The following is a 15,244-nucleotide window of genomic DNA, read 5'->3' as shown; positions in this document are numbered from 1 at the left end:
ACGATAATGGTTGCGGCGAGGGCGACGGCGGAGAAGAATGCGACACGGTAGCAGGGGGCGACGCGACGCCGGTCTTTCAGGCGGTCGAACGTCACCTCGATGCGGCTACGGCACCGATAGCGGCGCTTGTCGTATCTGGCGGGTTCATTCGGCGAGTTCCGGCCTGGAATGCAGCACTGTATGCCCTCGACCTGTCGGGCACCCTTGAATCAGTCGGCATCACGCTCGCAGTTTCCGAGCACCCCTGCGGCATACGTATAATCGCTGACCTGGCCGGTGGTCAGGAAGAGGCATACGCGTCGCATCTTCGAACAATGTTGCGGTTCGACGCTTATTTCTTCATCAAGAATTTGCGCAACTCCGAATGGATGAAAGAGCCAATAGCGCGACCGCTTCCTGAACACTCTTGACGCTCAAACGGGCAAGCATCTTGGCACGGTGCATTTCCACTGTCCGGACGCTCAAGCCGAGATCAAATGCGACAGACTTGTTCTGTTTCCCTGCGCTCAATGCCATGAGGACGTCATGCTCACGCGGCGTCAGTGCGCGAATCTGTCGCCTCGCCACTTCTTCCGAACTACGGACCGTCTCGCGCGTGGCCCAATCGTCCAAGGCCCTTGGCAGGAGGTGCTTGAGCCGATCGGGAGTGATGGGCTTTTGAACGAAGTCATAGGCACCCAGTCGCATGGCCTGCACCGCCATGGGGATATCGCCATATGCCGTCATCGCGATGATCGGCCAGTCGCATGCTCTCTGCGACAGCTCGGCCATGACCTCGAACCCCGATCGGTGAGGCATCTGAATGTCCAGCAGGATCAAGCCAGGCACGCAGCCGTCCAGCGCGTCCAGGAAGTCGCAACCATCGTGAAACGGATTTGCACGAAAACCGATCGTTTCGATCAGGTCGGCAATGGCCATCCGGAATCCTGCTTCGTCTTCAACGACATGCACGACCTGTAGCTCAATTGATCCACTCACACCTGTAACTTTCTACCCGTGTATTGGAATATTGTTATTTACGATTACCGGTTAATTACTAATCTCTTCTTTATCTGGCGAATCCGCCCGGTGAGCAGATGTGCCAATCGCCAAATTTGGCCTGAATGCATGGGTGTAAGTAGGTCGGCGATGCAGGGATGGGGAAACCATGTTGCCTAACGACGTTCCGCCCGACCTCACCGCCTGCGACCGGGAACCGATCCACCGCCTGGGAACGATCCAGCCCTTCGGCTTCCTCATTGCGACGACGCTCGACTGGCTGATCGTCAACGCGTCCGACAATGTTGAGAAGCAGTTCGGTAAGCCTGCGGCAAAGCTGTTGGGCTCGACGCTGAACGAGGTTTTCGACCGAGAGGCCGTCCACCGCCTCCGCAACCGCCTCGGGCAGGTCCAGGGCACGAATTGCACGGAGCGCGTCTTCGGTCTCGACCTCTTTGGGGACGGACAGCTGTTCGACTGCGCCGTCCACTATTCCGGCGACCTTGCGATCATCGAAGCCGAGCCGAACCAGCAGAGCACGACCGCCGAGGTGGCGAGTCTGATCCGCTCGATGACAAGCAGGCTCGACGCCGAAAGCGACCTCGACGCCTTCATCCAGCAAGGCGCGCGGCAGATGCATCTCCTCATCGGCTTCGACCGTGTGATGGTGTACCGGTTCGACAAGGACGGATCCGGCGAAGTCGTGGCAGAGGCCGTCCGGCACGGTGTCGCGCCGCTGCATGGGCTGCACTTCCCGGCGAGCGACATCCCGCAACAGGCGCGCGCGCTCTACCTTCGCAATCCGTTTCGCTTCATCGTCGACGTGAACCAGGCATCTGTGCCCATCCTGTCGCTCGATCCGAACGGCAGCGACGCCCTCGATCTGTCATCCTCGATCCTGCGCGCCGTCTCACCCATCCATATCCGCTACCTCCAGAATATGGGCGTGATCGCGTCCCTGTCGGTGTCGATCATCGTGGAGGGGCGACTTTGGGGTATGTTCGCCTGTCATCACTTCCGGCCGCGCAATCTGCCCTTCGATATCCGAACGGTCGTCGAACTGTTCGGCGAGATGTTCTCGCTGCGCTTGGAAAACCGTGAGCGCAAGATCATCGCGGCCAAACAGGCGCTGGCACGCAGCACCGGCGTCCGGCTGCTGACATCCTTTGCTGACGATGCCAGCCTCCTGACAGATGCCGACCGGCTGATGACCATCCTGAACGACATCATCCCTTGCGATGGGGTCGCGGTGAAGGTCGGCGACCGTATAGCGGCCAGCGGCGTCGCACCCGCCGTCGAGGATGTGCCGGCCATTACGCGACGACTGCATGCGCTCACGCGGGATGCGATGTTCGTCACGGATCATCTCATCGCCCATTTGCCCGAAGCCTGCACCTCCGACAGCAACGCCGCGGGCCTGATCGCCATACCCATCACGACCGAGCCGGGTGATTATGTGATGCTGTTCCGGCGCGAGCGTATCCGGTCGGTTACCTGGGCAGGCAATCCCGGCGAAGCGATGAAGTCGGACGCGTCCGCTTCCAGCCTGTCGCCACGCAGCAGTTTCGCCGCATGGAGGGAGGAAGTGCGGCATCGATCCAATCCCTTTACCGCCAACGAGCAAAAGAGCGCCGAGACGTTGCGTGTCGCGATCATCGAAATCGTGCTCAAGCTGGCGGGGGAGGCCGGGACCGAGCGGCAGCGGGCACTCCAGCAACAGGAAATGCTGATCGCCGAACTCAACCACCGGGTCCGCAACATTCTGACGCTCATCAGCGCCCTGATGTGGCAGTCCCGCCATGGTGCGGACAATGACGCGGGCACCGCCGTGCTGGAGTCCCGTATCCTCGCACTGGCCAGGGCGCATGACCAGATTACGCGCTACAACTGGGCCCCTGCCAATCTACGCACCATGGTCGAGGGCCATGCCGATCAATATTCGGGGGCCTGTCGCTTTCAGATCGAGGGCGAACCGGCGTTGCTGGCGCCTACGGCCTATGCCACCCTTGCGCTCGTTCTGCATGAACTGTTCACCAACTCCTGCAAATATGGAGCGATCTCGGCGAGCGGGCGCGTGGAGATTGATTGGTGCCTCGACCGCGATGGCGGCCTTACGATCAACTGGAGCGAACATGGCGGCCCGGCATCAGCGATCGAACGGCGGCAGGGTCTTGGCACGACGATCATCGAACGGCTCATACCCCATGACCTCGGTGGCACGGCGTCACTCTGGTTCGAGATATCGGGCGTTCGGGCGCGATTCGGCATACCGCCCAAGTTCGTCGGCACCCTGGGAAGCGAACAACCCGGCACGATCCTCGCCACCCTTCCCCACACGGATGAACCGCCGGTCGCCCTCAAGATTGATGGAAGCGTGTTGCTCGTCGAGGACAATTTCCTGATCGCCAATCATGCCGATGGCCTATTGACGAGGGCCGGGATCAATAACGTCGTGATCGCCGCGAGCGTAGCGGACGCCTTCGAAAAAATGCGGGCCTGCTCCCCCAGCGTAGCGATCCTCGATTTCAGCCTCAGAGACGCCAACAGCCTTCCGGTTGCAGATCGTCTGCTGGAAAACGGCATCCCTTTCCTGTTTGCGACCGGTTATGGTGAGCAGCTTCGCCTTCCTGAAAGGCTGGCTCACGTTCCAGTCCTTCAAAAACCCTATGGCGATGCGGCACTGATTTCCGCACTCCACGCGGTTACCCGAAAGGATTGAGGCACATGCATCTGCGTCGACGACTGCAGACGCGAAGGCACATCATTGGTCCCGTCTATCGCAGCGCCAGGCCTGATCGACATTCCTTTTATTCCTCCCCTGGAAGGGGAGGTGGCAGGGCGCAGCCCTGACGGAGGGGTGTCCCGGTTGGAGCGTTTGGGGATCACTCGCCAGCGGCGCCCCCCCTCCACCAGCTTCGCTGGTCCCCCTCCCCTTGCAAGGGAGGAACTAAAAGGGGACTGAATGTCGATCCGCCCTGGTAATCGAGGCTTTTGAGCGCGTGATGCTTCCGTTGGAATGGAAGCAGGCCGTATGGGACAGGAGCGCCAAGAGCGCGCAGGCTGTCCGAGGCGGAGAAGGCAAGCCATCGCGCCACTCTTATGGGGTGGAGCGCCGATAAAACGGCCGAACCGTTCGAAAGCAGGAATCAGCTGTCTTCGGCTTCGAAGACGGGCAGATCATCGAAGCCTCGTTCTTCGCATCCGATATCCGCAACGATCAGGCGTTCTGCGAGGGTTGGACCAGCATCCCCACTTCACCACCGCGCTCGCTCCATCACAACGAAAAGGCCCGGCGTCGCATCGCTGCAACGCCGGGCCCTGTCGCCCGAAAAGGGAGGCTTATTCAGCCGAGGGGGATCAGCCCTCGTTCTGCAGGTTGACGGCCGCGTACTTGCCGCGACGATCGACCTCGATCTCGAACTGCAGGCGATCGCCCTCGTTCAGCGAGCCCATGCCGGCGCGCTCGACGGCCGAGATGTGCACGAACGCGTCGGGCTGTCCGTCGTCGCGCTGAATGAAGCCGAAGCCCTTCATCGCGTTGAAGAACTTGACCGTGCCGGTCGCCTTCTCGCCGGTCAGCTGACGCTGCGGAGCGCCGCCGAAACCACCGGCCGCACCAGCGCGCGGGCCACGATCACGGTCGCCGAAGCCGCCTTCGCGCGGTTCGCGGGGAGGCGCACGATCGGTGACCGGGAGCGGCTCGCCCTCGATCTTCAATTCGGTGGCCGAGATGCGGCCGCCACGATCGACCAGGGTGAAGCCGAGCGGCTGACCCTCGGCCAGACCCGACAGGCCCGCCTGCTCGACGGCCGAGATGTGAACGAACACGTCTTCGCCGCCGTCATCGCGCACGACGAAGCCGAAGCCCTTCTGCGCGTTGAAAAACTTGACGACGCCCGTGCCTTCGCCAACGACCTGGGGGGGCATGCCGCCACCGCCGCCACGACCGCCGCCGAAGCCGCCACCGCCGCCGCTGCGGAAACCACCGCCGCCGCCGCCGCCGAAGCCGCCGCGATCACCGCCGCCGAAACCGCCACGGTCGCCACCGCCGCCGAAGCGATCGCCACCACCGAAACCGCCGCCGAAGCCGCCGCCACCGAAGCGGTCACCGCCACCGAAACCGCCGCCGAAGCCGCCGCTCGACTCATCGCCGCCGCCGAAATTGTCCCGCTTGTCGCGACCACGCGTGCCGCGATTGCCTCGGCTACCTCTATCGAAACCCATAAGCCCTGTTCGTCTTCCCGGTTCGCCCGCAACTGCTATCTTCAAGAACCGTGCGCCGGACGAAGAGCGCGGGTCTTTTGGCGCCAAACCTTTTGCGCCTGATCAAGGGTCATAACGCAGATGGACCATCATCGCGAACGAAATCGTGCGATCCGGTTTCGCTTCGCCGCGAACGATACAGATTGCGTCGGAATTGTGGCCAAAACTCCACAACATGTCCGTGAAAAAATGCGAATCACCCGCCCCCGCTCGCATCGACAGCGGTTGAGGCTTGGGCCCCCGGTCGCTAGGGCAGGAGCATGACCGTTCATCTGCATGAAGAAGACATTCCCGCCGACCTGTTCGCCGCGGGCGCCTCGATCGCCGTCGATACCGAGACGATGGGCCTGATCACCCCGCGCGACCGGCTGTGCGTCGTCCAGCTGTCGGACGGCGGCCCCGACGAGCATCTGGTCCGATTCTCGCCCGACAGCGACTATGCCGCCCCGAACCTTCGCGCGCTGCTGGCCGACCCCGAGCGGTTGAAGCTCTATCACTTCGGGCGATTCGATATCGCGGCGATCCGCCATTATCTGGGCGTGGTGGCCGCGCCGGTCTATTGCACCAAGATCGCCTCGCGGCTGATCCGTACCTATACCGACCGCCACGGCCTGAAGGAGCTGGTCCGCGAACTGCTCGGCGTCGAGCTGTCCAAGGCGCAGCAATCGTCGGACTGGGGCGCGCCCGAGCTGTCCGACGCGCAGCGCGAATATGCCGCCTCCGACGTCCGCTATCTGCACCGCATGAAGGTGGAACTCGACAAGCGGCTGGTGCGCGAGGGGCGCATGGAACTGGCCCAGGCCTGTTTCGATTTCCTGCCTGCGCGCGCCGAGCTGGATCTCGCGGGCTGGCCCGAGGTCGATATCTTCGCCCACGCCTGATCCGGTCCGCCCGCCGGGCTCATAGGGAATTCGCCACCATGTCCGAGATCGCCGACCGCGTCCGTACCCAGCGTCAGCGCTGGGCCGCGCCCGGCAGCCGCCACGATCGATTCGTGACCGTCGCGCGCTGGCTGCTGCCCAGCGCGATCGGCGTGCTGTCGGCGTTCCTGGTGATGGCGCCCATCTATACGTCGAACGAGGTGTCGTTCGTCCTCGACAAGAAGAAGGTCGAGGTGGCGCGCGAACGCATGAAGATCCAGGCGGCGCAGTATCGCGGCGTCGACGACAAGGGCCAGCCCTTCTCGCTCGACGCAGGGTCCGCGATCCAGCGGAGCTCGGCCGAGCCGGTGGTGCAGCTCAACAAGCTGGCCGCTGCGATCCGCCTGTCGGACGGCCCCGCCACGGTGAACGCCGATTCGGGCCGCTACGACATGCGCACCGAACAGGTGAAGCTGGACGGTCCGCTCGATTTCAAATCGGCGGGCGGATACGATCTCCAGACCCATGACGCGACGATCGACCTGCAGCAGCGCACGCTGGTGTCGGGCGGCGCGGTGACCGGCCGCGTGCCGCAGGGGAATTTCAGCGCCAACAAATTGCGCGCGAACCTGGAAGATCGCACCGTTCGCCTGGAAGGCAACGCGCGCTTGCGCATCGTGCCGTAAAGCACGAAATAGCCGAACATGCACAAGTACCTCGCCGCTGCGGCTCCGGCCCTTCTCGTCCTGGCAGCGCCCGCCGCCGCGCAGGTCAAGCATGACAGCCGCGCGCCCGTCGATTTCGGCGCCGACGTCATCGAATTGCAGGACAAGCAGAATCGCGGCGTCCTGACCGGCAACGTATCGCTGCGCCAGGCCGAGATGACGCTGACCGCCGCGCGGGTGGTCATCATCTATACCGGCCAGGTCATCGGCGGAAAGCCGCAGGTCTCGCGGTTCGAGGCGTCGGGCAATGTCGTCGTGAAGCGGCCGAACCAGACCGCGCGCGCCAATTACGGCATATACGACCTCAATCGCCGGGTGATCACCATGCTGGGCAATGTCACGCTGACCCAGGACGGGAACACGGTGAACGGCGGTCGCCTGACCATCAACCTCGACACCGGCCGCGCGGTCATCGACGGCTCGTCGGTGGCGGGCGGCGGCACGCCGGGCAAGGGCGGCGGGGTCACTCGCGCGCCGTCGGGCCGGGTCACGGGCACCTTCTCGGTCCCCGATCGCAACTGAGACGTGACGCGCGAGGGTCGCTCGCGCTAACGTGCCCGCAAGACCAGGCCATCGCCAAGGGCCATCAGCTAAGGAAAGTACGCGCCGATGGACATGGAAACCCCGATCCGCGAGGCAGACCAGCGCCCCGGCCAGCGCAGCGCCCCCGTGTCGGAGCCACCGGTCGCCAACGGCCTGCAGGTCGTGTCGATCGCCAAGAGCTATGACAAGCGCATCGTCCTGACCGACGTGTCGGTGTCGGTCGGGCGCGGCGAGGTAATCGGCCTGCTCGGTCCCAATGGCGCGGGCAAGACGACGTGCTTCTATTCGGTCATGGGGTTGGTGAAGCCTGATTCGGGCCGCATCATGCTGGACGGCGAGGATATCACCGGCCTGCCCATGTATCGCCGCGCCATCCTGGGCCTGGGCTATCTGCCGCAGGAAACCTCGATCTTTCGCGGGCTGTCGATCGAGAAGAACATCCTGACCGTGCTCGAACTGGCCGAGCCCGATCCCGCCGAGCGCGCGCGCAAGCTGGACAAGCTGCTCGAGGAATTCGGCCTGACTCGCCTGCGCGCCGCACCGGCCATGGCGCTGTCGGGCGGTGAGCGCCGCCGTGCCGAGATCGCCCGCGCGCTAGCCGCCGATCCGTCGATCATGCTGCTCGACGAGCCGTTCGCGGGTATCGACCCCATCTCGATCGCCGACATCCGCGACCTGGTGAAGGACCTGAAGCGGCGCGACATCGGCGTGCTGATCACCGACCACAATGTCCGCGAGACGCTCGACATCGTCGACCGCGCCTACATCATCTATGACGGGCGCGTGCTGTTCAGCGGATCGCCGGAGGAACTGGTCGCCGACGCCAATGTCCGCCGCCTCTATCTGGGCGAGGGCTTTTCGCTCTGAGCGCATGAGGAACGCCCGCCGATCCGCTCCCGATGGCATGACCGGCGTGGATAGGGCGCCGTGAGCCTCGCGCCGCGCCTCGACATCCGCCAGTCGCAATCGCTGGTGATGACGCCGCAGCTTCAGCAAGCGATCAAGCTGCTGGCGCTGTCGAATCTGGAGATCGAGGCGTTCATCGCCGAGGAGGTGGAAAAGAACCCCTTGCTCGACGCGTCGGCGATCCGCGAGGTGGCGACCCCCGAGCGTCCCGAACGCGAGGCGCCCGCCGGGGCGGACGAACTGGTCGCCGGGACCGCGCCTGCCGAGGATCGCGGCCTCGACCTCGATTATGCGACCGAAAGCCATCAGCAGGATAGCGTGGCCGATGGCGGCACCGGGCCCGATGGCGGCCTGTCACTAAACGGGGCGAGCAGCGGCGGCCTGGGCGGCGAGGATGGGCCGGACTGGGATTCGCTGGCCGACGATGCGCCCAATCTCGCCGAGCATCTGGAGGCACAGGTCGCGCTGATCCTGTCGGGCCTCGACCTGACGATCGCAGCGCACATCATCGACCAGCTGGACGAGGCGGGCTATCTGACCGTCCCGCTGCGCGAGATCGCCGAGCGGCTGGGCGTCGGCCTGCCGCAGGTCGAGGTGGTGCTGAAGGTCGTGCAGAGCCTGGACCCGACCGGCGTCGGCGCGCGCGATCTGGCCGAATGCCTGACGCTCCAGGCACGCGAGGTCGACCGCTACGACCCCTGCATGGCCAAGCTGATCGCCAATCTCGACCTGCTGGCGCGCGGCGACCTGATCCGGTTGAAGCGGTTGTGCGGCGTCGATGACGAGGACATGGCGGACATGATCCGCGAACTGCGCGGCTATGATCCCAAGCCCGGCTGTCGCTATGGTGGCGAGCCGGCACGCGCTGTGGTGCCCGACCTGTTCGTCACCCGGACCAAGGCGGGTTGGGGTATCGAACTCAACACCGCCACCCTGCCCCGCGTGCTGGTCAATCGCCGCTATTATCAGGAACTGCGCCATGGCCCGCAGGACAAGGGGTCCAAGGCCTGGCTGGCCGATTGTCTGGCCAGCGCCAACTGGCTGATGAAGGCGCTCGACCAGCGGCAGCGCACGATCATCCGCGTCGCGACCGAAATCGTGAAGCAGCAGGAGGCGTTCTTCCTCCACGGCGTCGCACATCTGCGGCCGCTGACGCTGGCGCGTGTCGCCGAGGCGATCGGGATGCACGAATCGACCGTCAGCCGCGTGACCAGCAACAAGTATCTCAGCTGTGCACGCGGGCTGTACGAGCTGAAATTCTTCTTCACCAGCGGCATCGCGGCGGCCGATGGCGGCGATGCGGTGTCGGCCGAAGCGGTGAAGAGCGCGATTCGGGCGCTGATCGCCAACGAAGGTGCCAAGATCCTGTCCGACGACACGCTGGTCGAACTGCTCCAGGCCAAGGGGTTCGATATCGCCCGGCGCACGGTCGCCAAATATCGCGAAGCGCTGGGCATAGGCAGTTCGGTCCAGCGACGCCGCGCCCGCGCGCTGGGCGGCTAGGCCCGCCAGCGCGCCGGACCACTTGCGCCTTGAACACCGCGCGACGTGTATTACATCATAAATACACAACATCATGGGGCCGGGTCGATGGGTAAGAAGAAGCACAAGAAGAAACAGAAAAAGGCCAAGCTGGAAGAACAGCCCGGCACGCCGCCCGGCCCGTCACCGCTGCACCGGATCGGACAGGCCCTGCTCGACCAGGTACGCAGTCCGGCCGGGCGTCAGCTGCTCGCCACCGGCCTGATCGTCGCGGCCTCCGCGCTGGCGCGCGAAACAGGCAAGCGCGACGCGGCGGATACGCCTCCGCCCCCGCCACCGCCACCGCCGGAAACCCCGGCGGCGGATGCTGCCGAAGCTATCGATCCCGCGCCGTCCACCAAGCCCGCATCGTCGGGCAAGCCCGGCCTTTCGGAAGTTACCGCCTTTGCCGGCATGGCACTGAACGTTCTGGACCAGTTCATCCACCGGCCTTCCCCGACCGAGCGCAAGTAACACCAGGGCCTGCTCTTCTCGATGATGCAGAGGAGCAGGCGTCTGACGGCACAATATCCAGAACGCCTGGAGTTTGATCCACCTGATCTGGGATATTGTCCCGACGCTCCGGCGGAGCTTTGGGCCCGGCTGGGAAGACTTTATGGATGGAGCGCGCTGACCATCACAGCCGTGCCCCACCCCCGGCCCTGAAAGGAAAGGGGGGCATCTTATGTCATCCTGCTATAGCAGAGCGACCCGAATGCCGATCGGTCCGCGGGGGCTGCGCCTCGTCACGGCTTGGGCGTGCGCGCCGGATGCTCACAGCAGCTTCGCCACGCCAAGACGAATGGCCGATAGCGACATCGATTTCTGAAGAGGTGCAGACGGGGGGAGCGCAAAATGGTCGCTCAACCCCCGCCGCCGACGCGCGGGGTGCCGGTTTTCCCGGCGGCTTCCACTCCTGCTTATGTTTGTCTTTAAAGCGCGGCGATCGGAACAGCCTAGGCCGATACGCGGCGGAAGCAAGCCAAAAAAAAGGCTGGTCCAAGGACCAGCCGTAAAAGTTTTTAGGAGAGGATGCCTGAAAGGCCCGCTCCTTCTGGCGGAGATCGCCGATTTACACAAATGCAACCTCATTAATTTTCATTGCATTTTTTGCAATCGTCGGACTGCAATCGTTTGGTGCGTTACCATGTTGGTACGGCATCATAACGAAATGACAAAACTGTAATCCGACGCAAAAATCTTTCCCGATCGACTTGAATAAAGTGCTGATCGATCGTCGTGACACGGCCTGATTATAACGTTTCGGACTATTTACCTTAAAATTCTCCGATTGGCCTGACAAATAAAAACCCTCGTTTTCGTAGAATTTTTACCCCGAAAATGGATTGGATGGTTGACGCGACGTGATTGACGGTTAGGTCAAAGTCCAAACAACAGGAGCGTATCATGGCCGACGACCCTATCGATGTGAATGCCGTAGAACTGGCGACCGAACTGACCATTGCGTGGTTGGGCAACCCCAATACCCGCACGTCGTCCGAAGAGGTCCCGGCCTTTTTGAACAAGATGCACGAAACCGTGTCTTCGTTGCTGGGCGCCGCCCCGCAGTCGGCTGATGTCGAAGCGCCCACCGAATATGTTCCGGCCGTGTCGGTTCGCAAGTCGCTGGCGTCGAAGGATCACATCGTTTCGATGATCGACGGCAAGCCCTACAAGACGCTGCGCCGCCATCTGGCGACCCACGGCCTGACGCCGGAGGAATATCGCGATCGTTATGGCCTGAAGTCGGATTATCCGATGGTCGCCGAGAGCTATTCGGAAAGCCGTCGCGCGATGGCCAAGAAGATCGGTCTCGGCCGCAAGCCGGGCCCGCGCAACGCCGCCGCGACCCGCAAGCCGCGCAAGGGCGAAGCGACCGCCGACGCCGAATAAGCGGCGGCGATCCTCGGATCGTTCGGAAACCCGCCCAGTCGCCGCCTTCCTCCCAAAGGCGGATGACCGGGCGGGTTTTCTTTTCGCCTGGATCGTCAGGACCTCGCGGCGCATGTCACGCGCCTGAACGACCTCGACCGGCAACCCTTCTTTGCCTTCATTTCCACGACCAGTGGCAGGGTCGAAGGCTGGGCCTCATTCTGTGACATGGCGCCGCGCGATGTCGCGCTGGAGATTGGCAGCAGCTGGTTTTCGCCCCGGCTGCAACGCACCCGCGCCGCCACCGAAGCCATATTCCTGATGATGCGGCACGCCTTCCTAGAGTTTGATCCACCACGCCAGACCTGTTGCGTTACCACCCCGGCGGAGGCCGGGGTCCCGTTGCGAAGGCTTCATTGATGGAGCGAGCCGGACCATCACAGCAGCACCCCCGACTGGACCCCAGCCTCCGCCGGGGTGGCGCTTCGGATTAGATAGATCAAACTCCAATCGGTTATCGTCGCATAGCCTGGCGTTGTAACGCGCTGAACGACGCATCCCGGCACGCCGCGCGCCGGTTCGACTATACCCATGAAGGAACCTGGCGGGGCAACGGCATCGTCGAGGGACATCGCCGCGATACGGCCTGGTTCTCGCTCCTGGATACCGAATGGCCGGCGCAACAGGCGAGGTTCGAGGCATGGCTGGACGATCGCAATCTCAACGATGACGGTATAGCGCGCAAAGCCTTATGGCTGGGCGACTGATCCAAAGACCGTCGTCTGTTTCGCTTGCCGCAAGCCTGCGCCCTATTGCCCGAAGCTGCCCTTGCGATACAGCAGGGTGATCGCCACGCGGCGGTTGCGCGGGTCGGACAGGTTGTCGGCGATGATCGGCTCACGATCGGCCACGCCCTCGATCCGCTCGAAACGCGACTCGGGGATGCCCCCGGCGGCCAGGCGGCGGCGCGTCGACTCGGCGCGGCTGGACGACAGCATCCAGTTGTTCATCGCGCGCGGATCGCCGAAACCGACCCCATCGGTGTGGCCGCGGATCATGATCGTGTTGGGCAGGCCCGCGATCGACTGGGCAATGGTGCCGATCAGCGCCGATGCCTCGGGCTCCAGCTGGGTCGTGCCGCTGGCGAACATTGAATAATCGGCATTATCGACCAGGTCGATGCGAAGCCCGTCCTGGGTCGGGATGAAGCGGATATGCTTGGCCAGCTGTTTCAGACCGGGCGTCGCCTTCATCTTCTGCTCGAGCGCCTTTTGCAGTTCGGCGAACTTCTGGCGGTCGATCGCGACCGCATTGGGATTGCGCAGCGAGCCCTTGGGACCGGTGCCGGTCATGTCGCCGCCGTCGTTCGCCATTTTGGGCACGATCAGCTGGATGACGCCGCTGGTCCCGCTCGCTTTTTCGCCCGCACCCGGCCCGCCGCTCAGCGCGCCGCCGCCGATCCCCATCGAACGGGTGTCGAGCAGGGTCGGCGCGAAATAGTCGGCGATGCCCTTGCGCTGCTTTTCGGTGGTGGCGCCCAGCAGCCAGAGCAGCAGGAAGAACGCCATCATCGCGGTCACGAAGTCGGCATAGGCGACCTTCCACGCGCCGCCATGATGGCCGCCATGACCATCGACGATGATCTTCTTGACGATGACGATCTTGGGCGGCTCGTTCTTGCCGTGCGGTGCGCGGGCCATGGCTTACTTGCCCCGCAGACCGTCGAACACCTCGGCGAAGCCGGGCTGGTCCTTGTGCTTGATGCCCGAGCGCGCGGCCTCGATGACCAGGGGCTGCGGATGGCCGTGGAGCGAGGCGATGATGATCTGCTTGACCACGTGATAGATGGCGGCGTCGGCGTCGATCACCTGCTTCAGGCGACCCGCGAACGGATTGACGATGCCATAGGCCAGCAGCACGCCCATGAAGGTGCCGACCAGCGCCGAGCCGATCATGCCGCCCAGCACGCTCGGCGGCTTGTCGATCGAACCCATGGTCTTCACGATGCCGAGCACCGCCGCGACGATACCCAGCGCGGGCAGCGAGTCGGCCAGGCTCTGCAGCGTGCCCTGCGGCCCTTCGACCTCGTGGTGGTGGGTCTTGATCGCATTGTCCATGACCTCCTCGACCGCATGCACGTCGAGCGTGCCGGACGAGACGACGACCAGGCGCAGCGTGTCGGCGATCAGGTTGACGAGCGTATGGTCGGCGAGCAGGCGGGGATATTCGGCGAAGACCGAGGAGGACTTGGGATCCTCGACATGCGGCTCCAGCGCGATCGGGCCTTCGGTGCGCAGCATCTTCATCAGCTTGGAGACGAGGAAGATGACGTCGAGATAGTCCTGCTTCTTGTATTTCGGCCCCTTGAAGATCTTGCCCATGGCGCCGCCCAGCGCCTTCAGCTCGGCACCGGAATTGCCGATGACGAGTGCGCCGACGGCCGCGCCGCCGATGATGAGCATCTCATGCGGGATCGCTTCAAATACGGGCCCCAGCGCGCCGCCAGTGATGGCGAAGCCGCCGAAGACCATGCCGAGCAGGATGACAAGGCCGATGGCAGGAAACATGGTGAACCGATTCTCCAGCAGGGAGCGGCGTCAGCACGCCGTACATCTCTGGATTACCGTGATTTGGTCACCATCGGGTTACCGCGCCGGAAAGGATGCCGGCGGATGCACGATTATTTCAGGTAATCGAACAGCGACAGGCCCGCCAACTTGGTGAAGCTGGCCTGGGTCGCCTGGAGCACGGTCATCGTCTGCTGCAACTGCGCGATGTTGGTGGCGATATCGGCATCCTCGACATCGGAGCGCGTCGCGGTCCGGTCGAGGCTGGAGGTCTGCATCAGCGTTTCCTGAAGCGCGACACGGGTCTGGCGCGCACCGATCGAGGCCTGGACCGCACCGACATTGTCGTTGGCCGCGTTCAGCTTGTCGAGGCTGTTGCGCAGCACGGCGCTCGATCCCGAACCCGGCGTCTTCAGCGCGGCGACCAGGTCGCCCAGCACGGCGAAGGCGTCGTTTCCGTTCGACTGGAACACCTGCTTGGCGCCGACACTGACCTCGACCGTCTGGTCGCGGTCGATCGGCACCGCCGAAACCTCCGGGTCGGCATAGGTGATCGTGCCGTTCGTCGACTGCACCGCGGCGGTGCCGTCGGCCGTGCCGAACAGCGGCTGGCCGCGAATGTCGCGGGTGTTGCCCAGCGTCACGAGCTGGTCGCGGATCGCGTTCAGCTGGTCGCCCAAGACCGAGCGGTCGTAATCGTTGAGCGAGCCGTTGGCCGCCTTGGTCGCGATCTCGATGGCGTTTCGCAACTGGCCACCGATCGACCCCAGCGTGGTATCGACCTGGCCGAGCACCGTCTTGGCGAGCGACAGATTGCCCTTGTACGCCGTGGCATCGGCATCGGCGCGGTTCAGCTGCGCGACCTGCGCCGAGGCGGCGGCATCGTCGGACGGCTTGAGCAGTTTCTTGCCCGTCGCGTTCTGCGTCATCAGGTCGTTGGCCTTGCCCTGCAGGGCCGCCATGCGCCGGGTGGCGCTGTCATACAGGGTGGTCGTCGAAATCTGCATCG

The 15,244-nt window shown here is 63.9% G+C and carries 13 protein-coding genes; 8 read left to right on the top strand and 5 right to left on the bottom strand.

What is annotated here, in order from left to right:
• Positions 1-342: 342 nt before the first annotated feature.
• Entirely contained in the window at positions 343-951 is a 609-nt protein-coding gene (locus tag SOM26_RS12295; RefSeq protein ID WP_320453014.1) for a response regulator transcription factor, read from the bottom strand.
• A 196-nt stretch (positions 952-1,147) separates the two neighbouring features.
• On the opposite strand from SOM26_RS12295, the gene SOM26_RS12290 reads away from it, so the two are divergent.
• Positions 1,148-3,697, top strand: coding sequence for an HWE histidine kinase domain-containing protein (locus SOM26_RS12290; RefSeq protein ID WP_320453013.1), 2,550 nt, complete (start codon positions 1,148-1,150; stop codon positions 3,695-3,697).
• Positions 3,698-4,335: 638 nt separating this feature from the next.
• Here the strand turns inward: SOM26_RS12290 and SOM26_RS12285 are convergent.
• Positions 4,336-5,202, bottom strand: a complete 867-nt coding sequence (locus SOM26_RS12285) for a cold-shock protein (RefSeq protein WP_320453012.1) — start codon at positions 5,200-5,202, stop codon at positions 4,336-4,338.
• A 299-nt stretch (positions 5,203-5,501) separates the two neighbouring features.
• Here SOM26_RS12285 and SOM26_RS12280 point away from each other — a divergent pair, with 299 nt between their 5' ends.
• The 7 genes from SOM26_RS12280 to SOM26_RS12250 all read left to right on the top strand — a co-directional run bounded on the left by SOM26_RS12280 (position 5,502) and on the right by SOM26_RS12250 (position 11,689).
• Entirely contained in the window at positions 5,502-6,122 is a 621-nt protein-coding gene (locus SOM26_RS12280) for a ribonuclease D (protein WP_320453011.1), read from the top strand.
• 38 nt (positions 6,123-6,160) lie between these two features.
• The gene (gene lptC, locus SOM26_RS12275; protein ID WP_320453010.1) at positions 6,161-6,787 is read left to right on the top strand and encodes an LPS export ABC transporter periplasmic protein LptC; all 627 of its coding nucleotides are present in this window, start codon (positions 6,161-6,163) and stop codon (positions 6,785-6,787) included.
• 18 nt (positions 6,788-6,805) lie between these two features.
• The gene (locus SOM26_RS12270; protein WP_320453009.1) at positions 6,806-7,348 is read left to right on the top strand and encodes an LptA/OstA family protein; all 543 of its coding nucleotides are present in this window, start codon (positions 6,806-6,808) and stop codon (positions 7,346-7,348) included.
• Positions 7,349-7,435: 87 nt separating this feature from the next.
• Positions 7,436-8,236, top strand: coding sequence for an LPS export ABC transporter ATP-binding protein (gene lptB / locus SOM26_RS12265; RefSeq protein WP_320453008.1), 801 nt, complete (start codon positions 7,436-7,438; stop codon positions 8,234-8,236).
• A 60-nt stretch (positions 8,237-8,296) separates the two neighbouring features.
• Positions 8,297-9,778 (top strand): RNA polymerase factor sigma-54, encoded by a 1,482-nt coding sequence (gene rpoN, locus SOM26_RS12260; protein ID WP_320453007.1) that lies wholly within the window; start codon positions 8,297-8,299, stop codon positions 9,776-9,778.
• A gap of 87 nt (positions 9,779-9,865) precedes the next feature.
• Positions 9,866-10,270: a hypothetical protein gene (locus tag SOM26_RS12255; RefSeq protein ID WP_320453006.1), complete on the top strand. Its 405-nt coding sequence runs from the start codon at positions 9,866-9,868 to the stop codon at positions 10,268-10,270.
• A gap of 933 nt (positions 10,271-11,203) precedes the next feature.
• Positions 11,204-11,689 (top strand): Ros/MucR family transcriptional regulator, encoded by a 486-nt coding sequence (locus SOM26_RS12250; protein ID WP_320453005.1) that lies wholly within the window; start codon positions 11,204-11,206, stop codon positions 11,687-11,689.
• A 788-nt stretch (positions 11,690-12,477) separates the two neighbouring features.
• Here the strand turns inward: SOM26_RS12250 and SOM26_RS12245 are convergent.
• The 3 genes from SOM26_RS12245 to flgL form a co-directional block, all read right to left on the bottom strand.
• The gene (locus SOM26_RS12245) at positions 12,478-13,368 is read right to left on the bottom strand and encodes a flagellar motor protein MotB (protein ID WP_320453004.1); all 891 of its coding nucleotides are present in this window, start codon (positions 13,366-13,368) and stop codon (positions 12,478-12,480) included.
• A gap of 3 nt (positions 13,369-13,371) precedes the next feature.
• Complete coding sequence (motA, locus tag SOM26_RS12240; protein WP_320453003.1) at positions 13,372-14,235, bottom strand: flagellar motor stator protein MotA; 864 nt, start codon at positions 14,233-14,235, stop codon at positions 13,372-13,374.
• Between the two features lie 113 nt (positions 14,236-14,348).
• Positions 14,349-15,242, bottom strand: a complete 894-nt coding sequence (flgL, locus tag SOM26_RS12235; protein ID WP_320453002.1) for a flagellar hook-associated protein FlgL — start codon at positions 15,240-15,242, stop codon at positions 14,349-14,351.
• Positions 15,243-15,244 lie beyond the last annotated feature (2 nt).

The organism is Sphingomonas sp. CFBP8993 (genome assembly GCF_034044895.1).
Classification (GTDB): domain Bacteria; phylum Pseudomonadota; class Alphaproteobacteria; order Sphingomonadales; family Sphingomonadaceae; genus Sphingomonas.
The sequence above is the reverse complement of the archived record's forward strand: the minus strand, read 5'-3'. Positions and strand labels throughout refer to the sequence as shown.

Excerpts from the sequence above, each read along its gene's own strand:
- lptB (WP_320453008.1), top strand. The coding sequence starts at position 7,436 with ATGGACATGGAAACCCCGATCCGCGAGGCAGACCAGCGCCCCGGCCAG.
- SOM26_RS12245 (WP_320453004.1), bottom strand. The coding sequence starts at position 13,368 with ATGGCCCGCGCACCGCACGGCAAGAACGAGCCGCCCAAGATCGTCATC.
- SOM26_RS12290 (WP_320453013.1), top strand. The coding sequence starts at position 1,148 with ATGTTGCCTAACGACGTTCCGCCCGACCTCACCGCCTGCGACCGGGAA.
- SOM26_RS12285 (WP_320453012.1), bottom strand. The coding sequence starts at position 5,202 with ATGGGTTTCGATAGAGGTAGCCGAGGCAATCGCGGCACGCGTGGTCGC.
- lptC (WP_320453010.1), top strand. The coding sequence starts at position 6,161 with ATGTCCGAGATCGCCGACCGCGTCCGTACCCAGCGTCAGCGCTGGGCC.
- SOM26_RS12280 (WP_320453011.1), top strand. The coding sequence starts at position 5,502 with ATGACCGTTCATCTGCATGAAGAAGACATTCCCGCCGACCTGTTCGCC.
- SOM26_RS12270 (WP_320453009.1), top strand. The coding sequence starts at position 6,806 with ATGCACAAGTACCTCGCCGCTGCGGCTCCGGCCCTTCTCGTCCTGGCA.
- motA (WP_320453003.1), bottom strand. The coding sequence starts at position 14,235 with ATGTTTCCTGCCATCGGCCTTGTCATCCTGCTCGGCATGGTCTTCGGC.
- flgL (WP_320453002.1), bottom strand. The coding sequence starts at position 15,242 with ATGCAGATTTCGACGACCACCCTGTATGACAGCGCCACCCGGCGCATG.
- SOM26_RS12255 (WP_320453006.1), top strand. The coding sequence starts at position 9,866 with ATGGGTAAGAAGAAGCACAAGAAGAAACAGAAAAAGGCCAAGCTGGAA.
- SOM26_RS12250 (WP_320453005.1), top strand. The coding sequence starts at position 11,204 with ATGGCCGACGACCCTATCGATGTGAATGCCGTAGAACTGGCGACCGAA.